The sequence below is a fragment of the Massilia sp. BAP21 genome, from assembly GCF_057801335.1.
In genome coordinates, this window is sequence record NZ_CM173596.1 from 1,172,553 (window position 1) to 1,193,374 (window position 20,822).

A 20,822-nucleotide genomic window follows, 5' to 3' on the forward strand; every position below is an offset into this window, starting at 1 on the left:
GCGGCCTACCCGCTGGCTTCAGCTTTCCGTGACTTCCACCCGGTGGCTGACGGCCGTACTGCGTCCGTCACGGTCGACCACCGTGACGACCAGCTCATAGACGCCCGGCGCCGCGTAGCCATGGCTGGCGCTGGCAGTGCCGGCGCCGCCGCTCTCGCGCAGCTTGCCGGCCTGCCTGGCGCTGCCGTCGCCCCATGACCAGTTGACGCTGCGCGTGCCGGTTCCGTCGCCGTCGAGGAAACCGACCCTGGCGTCCAGCCGCGCGCCCACCGTGACCGAAGCCGGCGCCAGGACCGGGCCGAGCAGATGGCCGCCATGGTGTTCGCCAGCATGCCCGCCACCTGGCTTGAGCAGCACCAGTCCGGCATTCGAATTCGCCACGATGATGCCGCTATCGTTGATCGACAGCGCCTGTTCCAGCACCAGGCCAGGCGGCGTACGGTGCAAGGCCCGGTTCAGGTCCAGCATGCCGCCGCTGGCGCTCCAGACGAATGCGCGCATGGCGCCGGCCCGGTCTTCTGCAAACCCGACCACCTGGCCCCGGGCATTCACATCGCGTGCAACCGAGGTCCTGCCGCCCAGGGTGCCGAGTTCGCGCATGCCGCCGGCGCGCGTCCATGACATGGCGCGCTGGCGGCCATCGGCGTAACCGATGCCGCCGGCGATGTGCAGGCCGGGCGTCATCGCGTTCACCCAGGCCGTGGTGCCGCGCCCGGTGCCGAGGTCGACCATGCCGCCCGCCCGCGTCCACAGGAAAGGCCGGTCGCCGCCGTCGTCGAACGAGGCGAGGCGGTTGCCGGCCACCTCGCCTCCCGCCCCGACTGCCACCGGCGCCGACTCCACGCTGCCCAGGGTGTCGATGGCAACCGTGCCGCCCGAGCGTGTCCAGGCAAAGGCATGGGTTTGTTCATCATCGATGGTCGCCACGCCGGCGATCAGGCCGCCATCGTTCAGCACCCGGCCGGCAGACGGCCAGGGCAAGCCGGGCGCCAGGCCCAGGTCTTCCATGCCACTTGCGGCGCTCCAGCGAAACGGTCGGGCCGCGTCGTCGGGCGTATGGCTGAACGAGCCGGTCACGACGCCGCGCCTGTTGATGGCCAGTCCGTACGAACGGCCACCGGCAGCGCCACGGATGCCGAGCATGCCGCCGCCCGCGCTCCAGACAAAGGCGTTTTCGAAACCATGCCCGTTCAGCGAGGTGCCCGCAACCTGCCCTGCATCGTTCAGGCCGCCGACATACACGTTCGCTCCGCCCAGTGAGCCGATATTTTTGACGACAGTACCGTCATAAAAGAATCCGGCCGTGCGGCCGGCACCGAGCATCGAAAAGGCCACCTGTCCGCTCGCGTTGATGTGCGGGTAGGCGGCGATCGTGCCGGGACCGAGATTGATCACGCGGTAGCCTGCATAAGGGCTGCCCGACCCACCATGCCCATCATCCAACGCCTGGGCCATGGCGGCGGCGCCCCATATCACCGACAACACAAGCAGCCAGGCCGCATGCACCAGTTTCCAAGGTGCGCGGACGGCTGACGCACCGTTTATTCGAACAACTCGCATGAACGCTCCCATCAAATTGGACCCAGCCCGCTGGTATCGCGGCGGCCGGGCAAGAGGCATCATCATGCGCTGCGAACTGGAGCGCACGGAGGGGCGCCGCGTGAAATCACGCGATCCCTTGTGCTGCGCCAATCGACTATTCACGGATCAATTGTTCGTGAACATGAAGAGAGAACCGGCGCCATGGATGTGAAAAGTGGACAGCATCAAGGGGAGCGGCTACATTGCTAAGTTGCCAACTGCGCTTCCTGGCCGTGGCGACCACTCACCGAACAGAGAAGAATCCATGCAGATTGCCGCTGTCCTGCGCCGTACCGGCGCCTTCGTATTCGCCGCGCTGGCGCTGGGCTGCTCCACCTCGCCCGCGCCGCCGCCGGCCGCCACCTCCATCCTTTTCGTTGGCAACAGCTTCATCTACGGCGACCCGGCCGGCGCACCCGCGCCGCTGGTCAAGTTTTTCCGGCCGAATACCGTGACGGACCTGAACGGCGAAGGCATCGGCGGCGTGCCGGCGCTGTTCAAGGCGATGACCGAGCAGGCCGGCCTGCGCTACGACGTGAGCCTGGAAACCATCCCCGGCGCCGGCCTGAACGCGCATTACGACAGGAAGCTGCCTGTCATCGCCAGGCCCTACGACGTGGTCCTGCTGCAGAGCTACAGTACGCTGGATGCGGCCAGGCCCGGCAATCCCGAGAGCCTGATCACGTACACCGGCCTGCTCGCACAAGCCTTGCGCGCGCAGAACCCGAAGGTCGATATCCAGCTGGTCGCCACCTGGTCGCGCGCCGACCAGACCTACAAACCGGGCGGCGCCTGGTACGGCAAGCCGATCGACGCCATGGCGCTGGACGTACGCCGCGGCGTCGATGCCGCCGCGGCCGCGCATGGCCTTTCCGGCGGTGTGATTCCGGTCGGCGAAGCCTGGAACCGCGCCATCGACGCCGGCCTGGCCGACGCCAATCCGTATGACGGCATCAAGGCCGGCCAGGTCAATCTGTGGGCGCCGGACGCCTACCACGGCAGCGCGCACGGCTATTACCTGGAAGCGCTGACCATCTTCGGCAAGGTGACCGGGCGCGATCCGCGCACGCTCGGCGCCGACGATCCGGTGGCGCGCGACATCGGCATCGATGCGGCAACGGCCGGCGCGCTGCAGCGCTTTGCGGCCGAGCAGCTGGCCGCAAAGCACAACGCAGACGATTGAACGCCGCCGGAACGGCGGCGGCCTACACGACGCTGTTCCAGGGCGCCGACAAGCGCATCGCGCAATTGATGAGGCCCACCATCGAGTAGGTCTGCGGGAAGTTGCCCCACATCTCGCCGGTAACAGGATGGGTGTCTTCGGACAGCAGGCCGAGGTGGTTGCGCGCCGCCAGCATGGCTTCGAAGACTTCGCGCGCCTCCTCCACCCGTCCGATGCGCGCCAACGCATCGATGCGCCAGAAGGTGCAGATGTTAAAGGCGGTTTCCGGCTTGCCGAAATCGTCGGGCGCTTCGTAGCGGCGCATGTAGGGGCCGTCGCACAGCGAACGTTCGAGCGCGTCGACGGTGGCGACGAAGCGCGGGTCCTTCGGGTCGATGAAGTTGATCTCTGCCATCAGCAGCACGCTGGCGTCGAGGTCGCGCCCGCCCAGGCTTTCGGCAAAGGCCTGGCGTTCCTCGCTCCAGGCTTCGCGCAGCAGGCGCTCGCGGATCATGTCAGCACGTTCGCTCCAGTAGGCGGCGCGGTCCGGCAGCGCCAGCTTGTCGGCGATCTTGGCCAGGCGGTCGCAGGCGGCCCAGTTCATCAGCACCGAGGAGGTGTGCACGCGCGCCCGGGTGCGCAGCTCCCACATGCCGGCGTCGGGTTCCGCATGCAGGCGGAAAGCCTGCTCGCCCACCGCTTCGAGCTGGCGGAACTCGGCCAGCCCGGCGCGCCGGAACAAGCGGTGGTCGAAGAAGGCCTGGGCCGCGCCGAGCACGATGTTGCCATACACGTCGTGCTGGAAATGTTCCTGCGCCTGGTTGCCCACGCGCACAGGTCCGTTGTTGCGGTAGCCGGGCAAGTGCTCGAGTATCGATTCGGGCAATTGCTCCTCTAACCCGATCCCGTACAGCGGCTGGATGTGGCCACCCTTGGCGCGCGCCACCACATTGCCCAGCCAGCGCAGGTAGTCTTCCATGGTGCCCACTTCCGACAGGCTGTTCAGGGCGCGGATGACAAAGAAGGCGTCGCGTAGCCAGCAGAAGCGGTAGTCCCAGTTGCGCCCGCTCCCCGGCGCTTCCGGAATGCTGGTGGTCATGGCGGCGATGATGGCGCCGGTGTCTTCGAACAGCGACAGCTTCAGGGTGATCGCGGCGCGGATCACCACGTCCTGCCATTCGAGCGGCAGGGCCAGGCGGCGCGACCAGGTGCGCCAGTAGCCGACCGTTTCTTTCTCGAAGCGGTGGGCGGTATCCTCGATGCCGTCGGCCAGGGTTTCGTCGGGGCCGAGCATGAAGTTCATCGGCCGGTCGAGCACGAAGAAGGTTTCGGCCAGCACGTGACTGAGCGAGGCATCGGTGTTCAGGCGCAGGGTCTGGGCCGGGCCGACGTAGCGGATGTGGTGGCTGCCCTGGGTGATCTGCGGCGGCTTGACGCCGTATTCGAAGCGCGGGCGCAGCACCACGCGCATGCGCACGCCGCTGCCGATCGGGCGCACGCGGCGCACCAGCATCAGGGGCCGGAACATGCGGTCGCGGCTCAGGAAGCGCGGCGCGAAGTCGGTGATCTCGATGCCGTTGCCGGCGCCATCGAACAGGCGCGTGCGCAGCACGGCCGTATTCGCCTCGTACTCCTGCTCGCCGTAGGAAAACCCGTCGATCTCGAAACGCCACACACTGCCGTTCTCGCCCGGATCGAGCAGGGCGTTGAACACGGGGTCGCCGTCGAAGCGCGGCAGGCAGGACCATACCACGCCGCCCATGCGGTCGACCAGTGCGCTGAAGGCACAGTTGCCGACCACGCCGCATTCGAGCGAGCCCTGGGTAGCACCGGGGCCGGCGTCTGGTCCGGACACCGCCGGGTTGCTGGATACATCGTTCATGTCGCTTCCTTTCCATTGACGGGCATGGCGGCGGCCCGCGCCAGCGCCGCGCGCAGGTCTTGCGCCGACGCGATGCGGTGATGCGCCACGCTCGGCCCCGCACCCACCTTGATGCCGGCGCCGCCGATGCCCTGTACGTAATCGAAGCCCGCCTCGTCGGTGGTGTCGTCGCCGGCGAACACCGCGCGGTGGCCGGCGAAAGGCGCCTCGGCCAGGAAATCGCGGATCGCCGTGCCCTTGCCGATACCGGCTGCCTTGACCTCGATGATCATCTTGCCCTCCATCAGGAGCAGTTCAGGACTGTAGCGGATGGCCTCGTGCAGCGCCGCACGGCAGACTTCCTGCAGCTGCGGCGCCTGGCGGTAATGCAGGGCCAGCGCGCCATGTTTTTCCTCGACCCAGAGGCCGGGATGGCGCGCGGCCAGGGCTAGTGCTTCGCCGCGCACGGCGTTGAAATCGGGCGGCGGCAGGCGCCGCAACGCGCCGTCGGCGCCGCGCCTTTCCATGCCGTGTACACCGGCAGCGGGCAGGCGCAAGGGCGCCAGCAGGGCGTCGAGTTCGGCCACCGGCCGTCCCGACACCACGGCCACCCGGCCGCCGAGCCGCTCCTGCAGGGCGGCCAGCGCCGCCAGCATCTCGGGCAGCACGATCACCTGGTCGGGCCGGGCGGCGATGTCGACCAGGGTACCGTCGAAGTCGAGGAAAAGCGCGCAGTCGGGCGCGGCCAGCAGGTCGAGGGCACTGTCGTTCGTGCTCATGGCGCCGTCCTCTTGAACTTGTCCTGGCTGAGCGAGCCGATGCGCGACATGACACGCTCGCGCTGGCGCAGGCGCGCCGCATCCTGCAGCATGCGCCCGGCCCAGCGGTAGACGTTGAAGTCGCGCACCCGGCGCCGCATGCTGCGCATGCGCTCGCCCTGCTCGTCGGCCGGCATGGTCAGCGCCCGGTACAGGGCTTCGGCGCCCTGCTCGATGTGGTAAGGATTGACGATCAGCGCTTCGTGCAGCTCGCGCGCGGCGCCGGTGAACTGGCTCAGGATCAGCACGCCCTGCTCGTCGTCGCGGGCGGCGATGAATTCCTTGGCCACCAGGTTCATGCCGTCGTGCAGGCTGGTGACGCTGCAGACCTGGGCAGCACGGAAGTAAGGGCGCAGCTGGTCCTGGCCGTGGTGCTCGGCCTTCAGGATGATCGGCACGTAGCTGTCGCGCGAGAAGCGCTGGTTGATGCGCTGGGCCAGCCCGCGCACGCGCGCCTCGAAGTTCTGGTACTCGTCGAGCGAGGAACGGGTGGGAGCAGCGATCTGCACGAAGGTGAAGCGCCCCACCATGTGCGGGTGCAGCTCGAGCATGCGCTCGACCGCCTGGAAGCGCTCGACGATGCCCTTGGTGTAGTCGAGGCGGTCGACGCCGATGCCGAGCAGGTGGTCCTCGGGCAGGCCCAGCGCATGGCGGACCTGCGCATGGCTGGCGGCGGCGTCGGGTTCGCCCGGCACGGGTTCGGGCCAGGCGATCGAGATCGGATAGTGCTCGACCTGGGTCAGCTGGTTGCCGTAGCTGACGGTCGAGGCCTCGGTTTCGATCCGGGTTTCCAGGTAGCGGTCGACGGTATCGAGGAAGTTCTTGCGGTGGAAAGGCGTGTGGAAGCCGAGGATGGTGCTGCCCAGCATGCCGTCGAGGATCTCCTCGCGCCACGGACAGATGCCGAAGGATTCCGGGTTCGGCCAGGGAATGTGCCAGAAGGTGATGATGGTCGCCTTCGGCAACACCGCGCGTACCATGCGCGGCAGCAGGGCGAAGTGGTAATCCTGGATCAGCACCACCGGGTTATCGGAATGCGCCTCGCGGATCACGGCGTTGGCGAAACGCTGGTTCACCTTCACGTACTCTTCCCAGTCCGATGAGCGGAATACCGGGCGCACGTGGGCGATATGGCACAGCGGCCACAGGCCCTCGTTGGCGAAGCCATAGTAATAGCCCTGCTCTTCTTCCTTCGACAGCCAGACCCGGCGCAGCGTATAGCTGGGGTTCTCCGGCGGCACCGGAACATGGTCGTTGCGGTCGACGGTGGCGCGGTCGGCCGAGCCGGCGCCGTGCGCGATCCAGGTGCCGGAGCAGGCGCGCATCACCGCTTCCACGGCGGTGACCAGGCCGCTGGCCGGGCGCTGCACCTGCACGCCCTCGGGCGTGGCCACGTGGATATAAGGCTCGCGGTTCGACACCACCAGGATTTCGTCCCCGGCCAGCTCGCGCTGCAACAAGGATTTCAGCGTATCGGCGTCCCAGGCCTGGCCGTTGCCGGCGGCGCCGGGCTGGTCGCGGTTGTACTCGTAGAGCAGGGCGCGCAGGTCGCTTGCCAGCGGCGCCATTTCCGGCGGCGTGGCATGCGTCGAGCGCGGCAACAGTTCGCCGCGCAGCATGGCGCGCACACCACTCACCCAGCCGCGCCAGCTTAGGTGCGCGACCAGCACGGTAATCAGCGACACGATGCAGGCCAGCGCCGCGAACAGCCAGGTGATGTATTTCTTGGTGTCTTCGCTGCGGCGCTCGATGAAGCTCATGTCGTGCACCAGCACCAAACGGCCGACGCTCGCCCCGTCGCGCAACAGTTCCTCCGAGGACACGTGGACCGGCCCCTGGGGCAGGCGCACCACCGGGTTGGCCTTGCCTGTGCGGTCCTGGTTTTGCCAGCAGCCCAGCGACAGCGGGTAGGTGCCGGTCTTGTACTGGAGCTTGCCGTCGGTATCGCAGAAACCGATCGCATACAGGCGCTCGTCCTGGACAGCGCGGTTGAACATTTCGTTGATGCGCCGCGGCGACTTTTCTTCGAGATAGCTGAGCAGGGGCTGCTGCAGCGTGCCCGACACGAACTGCGAACGCGCGTCGAGGTCGCGGACGAACCAACGCACGGTGAAACTCTCCATCCAGGGAACCGCGAAATAGCCGAACAAGGCCAGCACGACTGCCAGGGGAACGATGAACCGCATCGCTAACTGTACCGATCTGAAACGCATGGGATTCCTTCAGGGTGGGACGGTGCCGCCGATCGTTTGATTATAACTTTGGACAAATATTCTTGTCGAAAAGGCATCCAGCGCAACAGGGTCGCCTTGCGCGCCGGCACAACAGACCTGCAAGTCCGTACAATCGGCCTCATGAAAATGCGCAAGAAATCCGACCTCCCCGCCAAGCTGTGCGCACACTGCGGCCTGCCTTTCAGCTGGCGCAAGAAGTGGGAGCGCGATTGGGAGCAGGTCAAGTATTGTTCGGAACGCTGCCGCCGCGCGGGCAAGCCGGACGCCGAGCCAGGCAATCCATCCCGGTAACATCCGCGTTTCTCGCCAGGAAGCCCGTAGTCATGCCTGCCGCACAGGGTTTCATGTCGGGAAATCCGCGGTTCACCGCATTCCGAAGCGGCCCGGCACAGGGTGCGGCACGATGGCCGCATTCCAACCACCACCGCCCCCACCATGAAACGCATGCTCACCAGCATGGCAGCCGTGCTCGCCATGACCGCCAGTTCCGCCTACGCCGAAGATGTCCAGGGCATTTGGACCGGCAGCATCGCCAACTCCCTGCGCGTCACCGTCAAGTTCGACAAGACCCTTGATGGCAAGTGGGAAGCGACCATGTCGGTCCCGGCCCAGAACCTGGTGACCAAAGTCGAGAACGTCACCGTCGCCCCGGACAGGATCGGCTTCGAGCTGACGAAACTGCGCGCCAGCTACGCCGCCACCTGGAACGCGCAGGAGCAGGCCTGGACCGGCACCTGGACCCAGGGCCGCAGCGCGCCCCTGAACCTGAAGCGCACCACCGAAGAAGCCAGCAAGCCGAAGCGCCCGCAGGAAGACGCAATCGCCGCCCGTCCGGCCACCTACACCAGCACCGAGATCGCCTTCAGCAATGCCGGCGCCGACGTGAAGCTGGCCGGCACCTTCACCGTTCCGCAGGGCCAGGGTCCCTTCCCCGCCGTGGTACTGGTGCACGGTTCCGGCTCCATCGACCGCGACGGCAAGGTGTTCGGCCACAAGCCCTTGCTGGTGCTGGCCGACCACCTGAGCCGCCAGGGCATCGCCGTGCTGCGCTATGACAAGCGCGGCGTCGGCAAGTCGGGCGGCAAGCTGAAGGAAGCGACCACGCGCGACCTGGCCGCCGATGCCGAGGCGGCCCTGCGTTTCCTGCGCAGCCGTCCTGAGGTCGACGGCAAGCGCATCGGTGTCATCGGCCATTCGGAGGGTGGCCTGGTCGCGCCGCTGCTCGCCTCGCGCGACCCGGGCATTGCCTTCGTCGTGATGCTGGCCGGGCCGGGCGTGGGCGGCGCCCGCCTGCTGGTCGAGCAGCATGCCCTGCTGGCGCGGGCGCGCGGCGTGCCCGACGCGGCCATCGAAAAGGACCGCGTCCTGAACCGGGCCCTGTTCAGCGCCATGGCCGAGGAACCGACTCTGGCGGCGGCGCGCGAGAAGGCGGGCCTGATCCTGGCCGAGGCCGAGCGCAAGGGCGAGCTGCCGGCCGGCCGCGGCGCCGCCGCGCTGGAGCGCTTCGGCACGGACTGGTTCCGCGAGCTGCTCGCCTACGAACCGGCGCCGGTGCTGCAAACCGTGCGCCAGCCCATCCTGGTGCTGAACGGCGAACGCGACCTGCAAGTGCCGGCCGGTCTCAGCCTGCCGCCCATCCGTACCGCGCTGGCCGGCAATCCGCGCGCCGTGGTGCAGGAACTGCCGGGCCTGAACCACCTGTTCCAGACAGCGAAGACCGGCAGCATCGAGGAGTACGGCGAGATCGAGGAAAGCTTTGCACCGGCGGCGCTGGACACGATCGCCGGCTGGATCAAGACCACGGTGCAGTGAGCGCCAGCGTAAAATAGCTTTATGGAAACGATCACCACGCCGCATGACCAGCCCCTTCCGCACAGCCTGGCCACCAGGATCGCCGGCTGGGGCAGCGTCGCGCGCCAGTATCCGATCTTCGGCAAGACCTGGTTCGGCTACCGGGTGCGCTCCTTCCTGGTGCCGCTTGGCCTGCTGACCGCGGTCATGGTCCTCATCGGCGCCTTCATCCCCGGTTCCCAGGCGGCGCTGGTGCGTGGCGCCTTGCTGGCGGTCTGGCTGGTGGTGGTGCTGGCCCTGTTTCTCGGCCGGGGCCTGGCGGTGCTGGTCTGCCGGCAGCGCTGGCCGGCGCAGCGCGAAGTGGCCGGTGTCGTCTGCGCACTGCTGCTTGGCGCCCTGGTGGCGCTGCCGCTGACGCCCTACACCCGGATCAACTCGCCACCCCCGTCGATTCCGCACGCCACGCCCGAACAGGCCGAACAGCTGCGCGCCCAGACTCGTGAAAACCAAGTGGTGAACGTGATTTTCTGGGTCCTGGTACTGGGCTGGCTGGGCGGCGGCACCGACCTGCTGGCCTGGTTGCGCCAGCGCCGCCTGATGCGCGAGAACGAACTGCTCGGTGAAGTCGCGCGCTACAGGGACGAGCGCAACGAGGTCGAGATGCAGCTGTCGATCCTGGCCAGCCAGGTCGAGCCGCACTTCCTGTTCAATACCCTCTCTGGCGTACGCGCCGCCATGCTGAGCGACCCGGCGCGCGGCGTGGCCATGATCGACCACCTGGTCGACTACCTGCGCGCCACCATCCCACAGCTGCGCGCCGACCGCGCCCAGACCTTCGTGTCGCTCGGCTCCCAGCTCGATGCGGCGCAGGCCTACCTCGGCATCATCCGCGCGCGCCTGCCGCGGCTCGATGTCGCGATCGACTGCCCGCCCGAGCTGCGCAAGGTGGCGATTCCGCCGCTGATGCTGATCTCGCTGGTCGAGAACGCCGTCAAGCACGGCATCGAACTCAAGAAGGGGCCGGCGCGCATCGCGGTCAGCGCCACGCGCCGCCAGGCCGACGATGGCGCGCTGCTGGAGCTGGCGGTCGCCGACGATGGCCTCGGTTTCGGCGGCGCCACCAGCGGCAGCGGCATCGGCCTGTCGAACATCCGCGAACGCCTGAAGCACCTGTACGGCGATGCGGCGGTCCTGTCGCTGCGCGCGAACGACGGCGGTGGCGTCACGGCCGCCATCGTGCTGCCGCTGCGCGCCATGCCAGGCAAGGGAGCGTGAGCATGCCGACCGCGATCATCGCCGACGATGAAGACCTGCAGCGCAGCGACCTGCGGCGCATGCTGTCCCTGGCCTGGCCGGACCTGGAGATCGTCGCCCTGTGCGAGGATGGCAGCGAGGCGCTGGACGCGATCGCGCGCCTGCGCCCGGACGTCGCCTTCCTCGACATCCGCATGCCCGGCCTCAGCGGCCTGGAAGTGGCAGGCGCCAGCGGCGGCGCCTGCCGCCTGGTGTTCACCACCGCCTACGACAGCCACGCGCTGGAAGCCTTCGACCTGGGCGCCATCGACTACCTGCTCAAGCCGGTCAGCCAGGACCGCCTGGCGCAGGCCGTCGCGCGCCTGCAGGAGCGCCTGCATGTGCACATGAGCGGGAGCGGCGACAGTGCCGGACTGATGCAGGCCATGCTGGAACTCGACCGCCGCCTGCGCACGGCCGCGCGCGAGGAACGCATCCGCTGGATCAGCGCCAGCGCCGGCAGCACCATCAAGATCTTCCCGGTCGAGGAAATCTTGTTCTTCGAATCGGATACGCGCTATACGCGCGTGGTCAGCGCCACCGACGAAGGGCTGATCCGCAAGCCGCTGAAGGAACTCCAGGCCGGACTCGACCCGGACGCATTCTGGCAAATCCACCGCGGCACCCTGGTGGCCGTACGCGCAATCGCCCGCGCCCGCCGCGACGAACTCGGCAACATCACGGTCGAGCTGCGCGGCCACCCGCAGCAATTGAAGGTGAGCCAGACCTATGCCTGGCGCTTCAGGAGCGAGGTGTCGTTCCGCTGACAGGCACACGTCCCACGGCCCGCGATTACTCTGCCGGCAGCGCGAAGATCGCCTGCAAATCTTCCGCGCCCAGCGCCGGGGCCGCGCCCTCGCCTGCCTCGGCGGCCAGGACGGCATTCGCCAGCTCGCCCTTGCGCCGCTGCAGGTCCTGGATTTTTTCTTCCAGCGTGCCGCGCGCGATCAGTTTATAGACGAACACCGGCTGCTCCTGGCCGATGCGCCAGGCGCGGTCGGTGGCCTGGTTTTCGCTGGCCGGGTTCCACCACGGATCGTAGTGGATGACGGTGTCGGCCGCCGTCAAATTCAGCCCGACGCCGCCCGCCTTCAGGCTGATCAGGAACACGCCGACCTGCCCCTGCTGGAAGGCGGCGATCGGCGCGGCGCGGTCGACCGTATCGCCGGTGAGCAGGGCGTAGTCGACCGCGCGCGCCTGCAGCGCGTTGCCGATCAGCGCCAGCATGCTGGTGAACTGGGAAAACACCAGCACCTTGCGGCCCTCGCTGAGCAGGGTGTCGAGCAAGTCCATCAGGGCGTCGAGCTTGGCCGAAGGGGCCGCGCTGTCGGGGCGCAGCAGGCGCGGGTCGCAGCACACCTGGCGCAGCTTGAGCAGGGCGTCGAGGATCACGATCTGGCTGCGCGCCAGGCCCTTGCGGCTGACCTCCTCGCGCACGCGGCGGTCCATCGCCACGCGCACGGTTTCGTAGAGGTCGCCCTGGGCCGCGCCGAATTCCACCGGCACCACCACCTCGGTCTTGGGCGGCAGTTCGGTCGCCACCTTGTCCTTGGTCCGGCGCAGCATGAAGGGTTTTACACGGCGCAGCAGGAGGTCCTTGCGCCGTACGTCGCCCCCCTGCTCGATCGGCTTGCGAAAGCGCGCCCGGAAGGTCTTGTCGTCGCCCAGCAGGCCCGGCATCAGGAAGTGGAACTGCGACCAGAGTTCGCCCAGGTGGTTCTGCAGCGGCGTGCCGGTCAGGCACAGGCGGTGGCGGGCGTCGAGCAGGCAGGCAACCTGCGCCGCGCGCGAACGGTGGTTCTTGATGTACTGCGATTCGTCCAGGATCAGCAAGTGGTAGCGCGCCTTGCGCAGCGCCGCTTCGTCGCGCCCGAGCAGGGCGTACGTGGTGAGCACCAGGTCGGCCTCGCCGATGCGCTCGAACTGGGCGGCGCGGTCCTTGCCGTGCAGGAGCAGCACGCGCAGGCCGGGCGCGAAGCGGGCCGCTTCGGCCTGCCAGTTGCCCATCAGGCTGGTCGGCGCCACCACCAGCGCCGGCGCATCCAGCCTTCCCGCTTCCTTCTCGGTCAGGATGTGGGCCAGGGTCTGGATGGTCTTGCCGAGGCCCATGTCGTCGGCCAGGATGCCGCCGAAGCCATACTCGCGCAGGAACTGCATCCACGCCAGGCCGGCCTGCTGGTATGCGCGTAGCTGCGCCTGCAACCCGGCCGGCGCCGCCACCGGCTGGATGCCGGCGAAGTCGTGCAGCTTGCGGCCCAGTTCGCGCAGGCGCTCGCCGCCCAGCCAGCGCAAATGCGCCGCCGCTTCCAGCTCGGCCAGGCGCGCGGCGTCGGTGAAGGGCAGCTGCATGCTGTCGCCGATGCGCTCGGCAAAATACAATTCGCCCAGCGTGGACAGGATGGGCTTGATGCGCTGCCAGGGCAGGGCGACGCGTTTGTCGCCGCCCAGGTCGAGCACGATCTCGTCGGCATCCTCGTGCGCCGCCAGCGCGGCCGGGCTGAAGTTCGCCGGCGCCTCGCGGATCATCTCCAGCAGCATCGGCAACAAGGCATGGCGCCGCCCCCCGACCACGATGCCGAGTTCCAGCGCGAACCAGGGACTGCCCTCCCTGTCCTCGTTCAGGTCGGCGTACCAGTCCTGCACGTCGGCGATGTCGTAACGGTAGTTGCCGTCGAATTCGACCTGCCAGCCGGCGGCGCGCAGGCGCGGCAGCTCACTGCGGGCAAAGTGCAGCCACGCCTGTTGGGTCGGCAGGCACAGGGGCTGCACGAGATCGTCGAGCGGCGAGCCGGGTCGCGGAGGCGCAAAACCGAGTCCTGCGAGCCTGGCGCCAGCCGCCGCTTCGGCTTCCAGATCGCGCTCGACCAGTTCGACGCCACCATCGACCACGCGCCGGAACACCGGCCCCTCCTCGTCCGCCGTATTCAAGCCGTCGTATTCGAAGGAGAGCTGCGCATAGTCGTGCCAGACCCATTCGCGGCGGCGGGTATCCGGTTCGCTGTTCAGCAGCAGGCAGGGTACAGGCGCGATGTCGCGGCGCCGCTTGAGCGCCAGTTCCTGCGGCAGCGGCAGGATGCGCTCGAGGCCGAGTTCGGCCAGGCGCAGCGCCATGCCGGCGCGCTCCTCGGCATGCAGGAGCGGCGTACGCGCGACCAGGTCCAGCAAAGGACCGGCCGGCAGCGCAGCCAAGGCCTTGGGCAGCGTCAGCCGGCCCAGGATGCCATCGTCCAGGTACAGCAGCGGCTCGGTCGGCAGGATGGCGCCGAGGCGTCCGCCATCGTCGCAGCGCCATTCCAGCGCCAGCGCTTCGCTGCCGGGCGTGTCCGGATGCCAGCCTAGCACCGCCCCCAATGGCGGGCCGGGCTGGATGCTGTACAGGCGGCCGGCGCGCAGCCCGGCCAGCGTGTCGGCCCAGAACAGCTTGCCGTCCTCGCACAACTGCTCGAGCACGCGCGCGCCCAGGCGGCCCTCGGGCTTGAAGCCGCCGGCGCGCATGTTGCCAAGGCTCTGGCCGATGATCAGGCGCACCATGTCTTCGTCGTCGGGCGACACATGCGCGGGCGGCGCCATCACGAGGCCGTAGGGATCGTTGTGCAGCGTGGTGCCGCCGACGCTGCCATCCTGGCGCAGGCGCAGCTTGCACAGGTTCAGGAAAGGCTCGCCGCTGTGCGGGTCGGGCACCATCACATAGCCGAGCCGGGACGCCGAGCCTGGCCTGGGCGCGGCAGGCGCCGGTGCGGCCTGCAAGGATGCCATCTGCTGCAGCCAGTATTCGGCGGCCATCGGCAGCGCGGGCCCCTGTTCCTGCTGTTCCAGGCTGGCCAGCAGGACGGCCACGACGTGCTTGCAGTTATATGAGATCGGGCAGCTGCAGCTACCCTCGAAGCGGAAGCCGCGCGGGTCTTCCCGGAAGCGGATGGTCTGGCGGTAGAACGTGCCGCCGCTGCCGCCGACCTCGCCCTCGATGCGCTCGCCGGCGTTGCGCGCGGCCAGCACCCTGCCGTCAGCCGCATAGCCTTCGCCGCGGCGGAAGGTGCCGCTGTCGAACTGGCGCTTGATGTCGTCGTAGGTGAAATGCATGGATGGCAGCCCGGCAGGTGGAGGCGCCATTATGGCGCATCGGCCGTCACCAGGATCGTTACCTGATTACCTGCAGCTTGACCTTCTTCCCCTGCCGATACGTGTACATCGTCAGCGCCGCGTTCTTCAGGTCCCCCTTGGGATCGAAAGCGATATTGCCGGTGATGCCCTGGTAGCCGACCTTTGCCAGGAAAGGCAGGTACTTCGCCGGATCGGACGACTTGGCCTGCTGCATGGCCGTGGCCAGCACCATCACCGAATCGTAGGCATACGGCGCATAGGTCTGCAGCGGCATCTTGTAGCGCTGGCGGTAGCGTTCGACAAAGGCGTTGAACTTCGCCTCCTCGGCGCCGGTCACGCCGCCGGCCACCACGCAGATCACCTTGTCGTCGCCGAGCGCGTCGCCGGCCAGCTGCGGCAGCTTTTCCGAGCAGATGCCGTCGCCCGACACCAGCTTGGCGCGCAGGCCGAGCGCCTTCATCTGCTTGAGCATGGGGCCGGCCACGGCGTCCATGCCGCCGTAGAAAATCACGTCCGGGTCCTGGCCGCGGATCTGCGTGAGAATCGCCGTGAAGTCGCTCGCCTTGTCGTTGGTGAACTGGCGGCTGACGATCTTCGCGCCCTTGTTGGCACGCACGCTGCGGTTGAATTCGTCCGCCAGGCCCTGGCCGAAGGCGGTGCGGTCGTCGATGACGGCGATCTTCTTCGCCTTCAGGGTGGTGACCGCGTAATTGGCCAGGGTCTTCCCGATCAGCTTGTCGCTGGCGACCACGCGGAAGGCGGTCTTGTAGCCCTGGGCCGTGTACTGCGGCGTGGTGGCGGCCGGGGAGATTTGCGGGATGCCGGCGTCGTGGTAGATCTTCGAGGCCGGCACCGTGGTCCCCGAGTTCAGGTGGCCGACCACGCCGGCCACGCGCGCATCGACCAGCTTCTGCGCCACGGCGGCGCCGGTCTTCGGGTCGCTGGCGTCGTCTTCCGGCTGCAGCACCCACTTCACCTTCTTGCCGCCGATGACGATGCCTTTCGTGTTCAGGTCGTCGATCGCCATGCGGGCGCCGTTTTCGATGTCCTTGCCCTGATGCGCACCCGGCCCCGACAGCGGCGAGGCGGTGCCGATCTTCACGCTGGCCTGGGCCTGGTCTTGCGCCCGCACCGTGGGCATGGTGGCCATGATGATCAGGGACAGGACGGTGGGCGATGCTGGCATGAGCGGCTCCTCTGCGATGACGGTGCTTTCATTCTACTGCCGACATCGAAATTCTTGCCAAATAAACAAATCGTGCGCGGTATTGACGTGTGTATTGACAGGCATGCTGCATATTCGCCTGCGGTAGCCGATCAGCCACACACGCTTGAACACAGCTATCTCACGGTCAATTTTCGACCTACAATAATTCACACAGTGAGACCAAGTTTCGCTGTGCAAAACTACAATTATGGAGGCAATCCGATGAACAAGCAGCTCCGCATTTCCGCGTCGCGCCGTGCCCTGCCGCCGGTGCTGACCACGCTGGTCGCAGCCCTGACCCTGTCCGCCTGCGGCAGCGGCAGCACCGATCCCGTCCCGCCGCCGGTCCAGACCACGCCGCCGCCGGTGGCGGTCCAGCCCGAGCCGGCACGTCCGCAGGATACCCGCACCTTTGCCGTGGTCGAAGCCAACCTGCCCTTCAATGCCATGACCAATGCGCCGGACACCGACCGCTGGTGGGGCGTGCTGAACAAGGCGGGCTACCAGATCGAAGTGCCGAAGAACTGGAACGGCATGCTGGTCATGTACGCCCACGGCTATGCCGGCACCGGGTCCAACCTGTCGGTCTCGCCGCCGGCCCTGCGGCGTCACCTGATCGCGCAAGGCTATGCCTGGGCCGCGTCGAGCTACAGCACCAACTATTACGACGTGCGCGCCGGCGTCGAGGACACCAATGCCCTGGCCCTGGCCTTCAAGGACATCGCCGGCAAGAACGGCCGCACCCTGAACGCGCCGACCAAGACCTACATCATCGGCGTCTCGATGGGCGGCCACGTCACGGCCGCCGCTGTGGACGAGGAAAACATCGCCACCGCCAACAACAAGATCCGCTACGCCGGCGCGGTGCCGATGTGCGGCGTGCTGGGCGACACCGAGCTGTACGATTATTTTGCCGCCTACCAGACCGCGGCCATGGTCGAAGCCGGCATGCCGGCCACCGACTGGCCGCCATCGAACTGGGCCACGATCGGACCGCAGGTGCAGGCCAAGCTGTTCTCGAGCTTCCCGGGCGGCAGCACCCCGACCGCGCAGGCCGTGCCGACCGCCCAGGGCATGCGCCTGAAGCAGATCGTCGCCAACCTGAGCGGCGGCCCGCGTCCGCTGTTCGACTACGCCTATTCCGGCTCCTACCAGAACACCGTGTGGGGCACCTTCGGGCGCGACGGCAAGATGCAGGGCATCCTGAACGAGGACGTGGTCACGACCAAGGACATCACCTTCCAGCTCGACGCCGACCCGGCCCTGAGCGCGGAAGAAGTGGCCTACAATGCGAGCATCTTCCGCGTACCCTCGGTGATCGACGCCAACCGCCTGCGCCGCGACGGCCTGCGCTGGATTCCGAAGACGAACGCGCAGATCAAGGTGCCGGTGGTGACCATCCACACCCTGGGCGACCTGTACGTGCCGTTCAAGATGGAGCAGATCTACAAGCGCCGCGCCGACGCGCTGGGGACCTCGAATTTGCTGGTGCAGCGCGCGATCCGCGGCATTGCCCACTGCGATTTCACGATTGCGGAACAGGCCTCGGCCTTCGATGCGATGACCAAGTGGGAACAGCAGGGCGTGAAGCCGGAGGGCGACGATGTGCTCACGCCGTCGGTGGTGGCCGATCCGCAGTATGGCTGCAAGTTCACCGACAACACGCGCTCGCCGGACGACAGCAATTCGCTGCTGGCGGTGCGGGCATCGCTGCCGCAGTGCACGCCGCGCTGAGTCTGCGTCGTTGATGCAAAAGCACCAGCCCGCGGGCTGGCGCTTTTTTTTGTCTGAACAGGAGCCGGGGAACGTCGCGGCCGGCGCCTTTATCGGATGCGATACAGCGACCCGTACGGTGGGGTCTTTGAGGCCGGGAGCCTCGAAGACGAAGTGCCCACGCGGTTACGTACCTATGCGTCTTGTGTTGGCCGCGAGGTAACGCTCGCAAACATCAAGCGGAGCCGGTTCGTGGCCGACGGAAGCATCGCGAGCGACATGTCACGGTCAACGTAGGAAGCACGAGCACGTAACCGCGTGGGCACGGGGTGCCCACCGTACGTTGAGGCCATCATTCCAAAAAACGTTAGCGGCTCTCCGCGTTTACTTCCCGACCACCTTCACCTGCTTCACATCCAGCGTCGATTCGCCGAACGTTTCCTTGTCGAACTCCCCGGTCAATTCGACCATCGTGTTCTGGTCCACATTCACGCCCTGCGGGAAATACTTGGCGTCGATCTCCACCGTGATCTTGCCGCTGGCATCGGTGAACTCATAATCCTCGCCGCCCTTGTGGCTGGTGAGCTTGCCCTGCAGGCGCACGTACTGGTCGTCCTTGCCGTTGTCGAGCAGCTGCTTCGCCGTCATCAAAGGCGCGCTCGACGGCCCGGTGTAGCCGGATGCGGCCGGCTTGCTCGACGGCCCCGTATAGTTGCCCGGCTGGGCGATGGCGGCGGCCGAGCCGGCGACGAGGGCGGTGATGCAGGACAGTTGGATCAGTCGTTTCATGGTCGTTCCTCCGTTAATGGATGTTCACGCTGCCGTTCGCGGCAGGCACAGACGCATTACACCGTTCGGACATTAATCCTATCTTAAAGTGTTAGCCTCAGGCTGCCGGCAGGTCGAGCGTCACGCCCAGCCCGCGCCCGTCCAGCCCGACGCCGAATCCAAGCGTCATGCCGTGCAGCTCGGCAATGCGGCGCACGATCGACAGGCCAAGCCCGCTGCCGCCCTGCCCCTGCCCCAGCACGCGGAAGAAGCGCTCGCTCAGGCGCGCGCGGCTGGCCTCGTCCACGCCGGGGCCGTTGTCGCGCACGGCGATGCGCGCACGCCCATCACACCACCCTGCCGAGATCTCGACCCGGCTGCCCTCGGGGCAGTAACGCAGCGCGTTCTCGACCAGGTTGCGCAGCATAATCTCCAGCATGCGCGGCTCGGCCTGCACGGTATCGAGCGCGCAATACAGCGTGAGCGCGATCCCGCGCCGCCCAGCTTCCGGCAGGTGCAGGGCCAGCACACCCTCCAGCAAGGGCCCCAGCAGCACCTGCTGGCGCACCAGCTGCTCGCGCGCCAGCGGGTCGAGCCGGGCCAGCGTCAGCAAACTGTCGACCAGTGCGGTCAGGCGCGCGATGTCCTGGCGCAGCTTGCCGAAAGGCGCCGCCAGCTCCGGATGCTGGCGGCCGAGCAGCTGCACGTGCATGTGCAGCCCGGCCAGCGGCGTGCGCAGTTCGTGCGCGGCATCGGCGGTGAAGCGGCGCTCGGCCTGCAGGGCCGCGTCCAGCCGTTCCAGCACGCCGTTCAGGGCGCCCACGATGGGCAGCAGCTCGCGCGGCTGGCCGTCGAGCGCCACCGGGGCCAGGTCGCTCGGGGTCTTGGCGGCGATTGCGTTCGCGGTGCGGCGCAGGGGCTGCAGCACGCGGCCGATCAGCAGCCAGCACACCAGTGCCAGCAGCAGCAGGATGCCGGCCACCGGCAGCCACAGCGATTCCGCAAGCTCCTCCAGGATGTCGAAGCGCTTGTCCTGGCGCTGCCCCACCTGCACCTCGAAGCGGTTTGCCTCGTCGCGCACCACGAACACGCGCCAGCGGCGGCCATCGACCTGCGGGTCGGCAAAGCCTTCGTCATCGTCGAAACCGGACACGAATGCCCGCTTCGGCGCGCCCTCGGTACGCTGGATCACGCGGCCATCGGCCACGATCTGGTACTGCATGTCCACCTTGCGCACCTCCCTGGCAGCCGGGCGCGCCGGCAAGCCGCGCGCGTGCCAGTCGGTGGTGGCGGACAGGATCATGTAGCCGGCTTCTTCCAGCGCATCGTCGAAGACCTCGTTGGTTTCCTGCCAGGCGATCACGGTGACGATGGCCAGGCTGGCCAGCCACAAGGCCACGCTGGCCGAGACGATGGCCAGCACCAGGCGCCGCCGCAGCGAGGCCGGCCGCGGTGCCACGCTGTCAGCTGTCATCGTGCTTCAGCCGGTAGCCGAGGCCGCGCACGGTGACGATGCTGTCGCTCCCCAGCTTTTTGCGCAGGTTGTGGATGTAGACCTCGATGGCATTGCTCTCGACCTCCTCGCCCCAGCCGTACAGGCTTTCCTCGATCTGGGCGCGGGTGACGATGCCGTTCTTGCGCAGCAGGAGGGCGTGCAGCACGTGGTACTCGCGCGCGGTGAGGGCCACCGGCTGCCCGGCCAGCGTGGCCTGCCTGGTATCGGGATCGAGCGCGATGGCGCCGTGGGTCAAGGCGTTGCTGGCCTGGCTGGCGCCGCGCCGGGCAGCGGCCCGGATGCGCGCCGACATCTCTTCGAGTTCGAAGGGTTTGACCAGGTAGTCATCGGCGCCCAGGTCCAGGCCTTCGACACGGTCGGCCAGGGCATTGAAGGCGGTGATCAGGATCACGGGCACGGCGTTGCCGGCGGCGCGCAGGCGGGCCAGCAGCGCGTCGCCGGAGAGGCCGGGCAGGCCGCGGTCGAGCAGCACGCAGTCGTAATGGTGGGTTTTCAAGGCGGTGTCGGCCGAGTCGCCGCGCTCGACCCAGTCGACCGCATGGCCGTCCAAGCGCAGCCAGGACTGGATGGTGTCGCCGAGGGAGGTGTCGTCTTCTACGAGCAGGATGCGCATGCTTCGCTACCTTAGGCGTGGTGGATGAAGGGAATCTTAAGAAAGGGAGGCCCCCGGCAGGCAGCGGACGTCGGATTTCTTTACAAAAATTAAAAATAAGAAATCAATTTATTGCCAAGCAATTGTTTTTAAAGCTTAACTTTTGGTGGCACGGCGATTGCTAT

General features: G+C 67.6%; 15 protein-coding genes. 6 read left to right on the top strand and 9 right to left on the bottom strand.

Annotation, left to right across the window (positions count from 1 at the left end):
* Window positions 1–18 precede the first annotated feature (18 nt).
* A complete protein-coding gene (locus ACWYRN_RS05210; protein ID WP_488691450.1) occupies window positions 19–1,506 on the bottom strand; it encodes a PKD domain-containing protein in 1,488 nt (495 codons plus the stop codon).
* A gap of 340 nt (window positions 1,507–1,846) precedes the next feature.
* Here ACWYRN_RS05210 and ACWYRN_RS05215 point away from each other — a divergent pair, with 340 nt between their 5' ends.
* Complete coding sequence (locus ACWYRN_RS05215; RefSeq protein ID WP_488691451.1) at window positions 1,847–2,764, top strand: PEP-CTERM sorting domain-containing protein; 918 nt, start codon at window positions 1,847–1,849, stop codon at window positions 2,762–2,764.
* Between the two features lie 22 nt (window positions 2,765–2,786).
* Here the strand turns inward: ACWYRN_RS05215 and ACWYRN_RS05220 are convergent, their stop codons facing one another.
* From ACWYRN_RS05220 to ACWYRN_RS05230, 3 genes are read right to left on the bottom strand one after another with little or no spacing between them, the layout of a single operon-like run.
* A complete protein-coding gene (locus ACWYRN_RS05220; RefSeq protein ID WP_488691452.1) occupies window positions 2,787–4,625 on the bottom strand; it encodes a glycoside hydrolase family 15 protein in 1,839 nt (612 codons plus the stop codon).
* Window positions 4,622–5,383: a trehalose-phosphatase gene (otsB, locus tag ACWYRN_RS05225; RefSeq protein WP_488691453.1), complete on the bottom strand. Its 762-nt coding sequence runs from the start codon at window positions 5,381–5,383 to the stop codon at window positions 4,622–4,624. The genes ACWYRN_RS05220 and otsB overlap by 4 nt, the downstream gene beginning before the upstream one ends.
* Window positions 5,380–7,635: an alpha,alpha-trehalose-phosphate synthase (UDP-forming) gene (locus ACWYRN_RS05230; protein WP_488691454.1), complete on the bottom strand. Its 2,256-nt coding sequence runs from the start codon at window positions 7,633–7,635 to the stop codon at window positions 5,380–5,382. The genes otsB and ACWYRN_RS05230 overlap by 4 nt, the downstream gene beginning before the upstream one ends.
* A 141-nt stretch (window positions 7,636–7,776) precedes the next feature.
* Between ACWYRN_RS05230 and ACWYRN_RS05235 the strand changes: the two genes are divergently transcribed.
* The 4 genes from ACWYRN_RS05235 to ACWYRN_RS05250 all read left to right on the top strand — a co-directional run bounded on the left by ACWYRN_RS05235 (window position 7,777) and on the right by ACWYRN_RS05250 (window position 11,507).
* A complete protein-coding gene (locus tag ACWYRN_RS05235) occupies window positions 7,777–7,947 on the top strand; it encodes a DUF2256 domain-containing protein (protein WP_488691455.1) in 171 nt (56 codons plus the stop codon).
* A gap of 144 nt (window positions 7,948–8,091) precedes the next feature.
* Window positions 8,092–9,468 carry an alpha/beta hydrolase family protein gene (locus ACWYRN_RS05240; protein WP_488691456.1) on the top strand — a complete coding sequence of 459 codons (1,377 nt, stop codon included), beginning with the start codon at window positions 8,092–8,094 and terminating at the stop codon, window positions 9,466–9,468.
* Window positions 9,469–9,489: 21 nt separating this feature from the next.
* A complete protein-coding gene (locus ACWYRN_RS05245; RefSeq protein WP_488691457.1) occupies window positions 9,490–10,722 on the top strand; it encodes a sensor histidine kinase in 1,233 nt (410 codons plus the stop codon).
* Window positions 10,723–10,724: 2 nt separating this feature from the next.
* Window positions 10,725–11,507 (top strand): LytR/AlgR family response regulator transcription factor, encoded by a 783-nt coding sequence (locus ACWYRN_RS05250; protein WP_488691458.1) that lies wholly within the window; start codon window positions 10,725–10,727, stop codon window positions 11,505–11,507.
* Between the two features lie 25 nt (window positions 11,508–11,532).
* On the opposite strand, the gene ACWYRN_RS05255 is transcribed toward ACWYRN_RS05250, so the two are convergent.
* Both ACWYRN_RS05255 and ACWYRN_RS05260 read right to left on the bottom strand, forming a co-directional pair.
* Window positions 11,533–14,820, bottom strand: a complete 3,288-nt coding sequence (locus ACWYRN_RS05255) for a DEAD/DEAH box helicase (protein WP_488691459.1) — start codon at window positions 14,818–14,820, stop codon at window positions 11,533–11,535.
* 58 nt (window positions 14,821–14,878) lie between these two features.
* On the bottom strand, window positions 14,879–16,027 hold the full coding sequence (locus tag ACWYRN_RS05260; RefSeq protein ID WP_488691460.1) for a branched-chain amino acid ABC transporter substrate-binding protein: 1,149 nt from the start codon (window positions 16,025–16,027) through the stop codon (window positions 14,879–14,881).
* A gap of 243 nt (window positions 16,028–16,270) precedes the next feature.
* Here ACWYRN_RS05260 and ACWYRN_RS05265 point away from each other — a divergent pair, with 243 nt between their 5' ends.
* The gene (locus ACWYRN_RS05265) at window positions 16,271–17,782 is read left to right on the top strand and encodes an alpha/beta hydrolase (protein WP_488691461.1); all 1,512 of its coding nucleotides are present in this window, start codon (window positions 16,271–16,273) and stop codon (window positions 17,780–17,782) included.
* Window positions 17,783–18,145: 363 nt separating this feature from the next.
* Here the strand turns inward: ACWYRN_RS05265 and ACWYRN_RS05270 are convergent, their stop codons facing one another.
* The 3 genes from ACWYRN_RS05270 to ACWYRN_RS05280 all read right to left on the bottom strand — a co-directional run bounded on the left by ACWYRN_RS05270 (window position 18,146) and on the right by ACWYRN_RS05280 (window position 20,658).
* The gene (locus ACWYRN_RS05270) at window positions 18,146–18,550 is read right to left on the bottom strand and encodes a YgiW/YdeI family stress tolerance OB fold protein (protein ID WP_488691462.1); all 405 of its coding nucleotides are present in this window, start codon (window positions 18,548–18,550) and stop codon (window positions 18,146–18,148) included.
* Between the two features lie 97 nt (window positions 18,551–18,647).
* Window positions 18,648–20,003 carry an ATP-binding protein gene (locus ACWYRN_RS05275; RefSeq protein ID WP_488691463.1) on the bottom strand — a complete coding sequence of 452 codons (1,356 nt, stop codon included), beginning with the start codon at window positions 20,001–20,003 and terminating at the stop codon, window positions 18,648–18,650.
* The gene (locus ACWYRN_RS05280; RefSeq protein WP_488691464.1) at window positions 19,993–20,658 is read right to left on the bottom strand and encodes a response regulator transcription factor; all 666 of its coding nucleotides are present in this window, start codon (window positions 20,656–20,658) and stop codon (window positions 19,993–19,995) included. The genes ACWYRN_RS05275 and ACWYRN_RS05280 overlap by 11 nt, the downstream gene beginning before the upstream one ends.
* Window positions 20,659–20,822 lie beyond the last annotated feature (164 nt).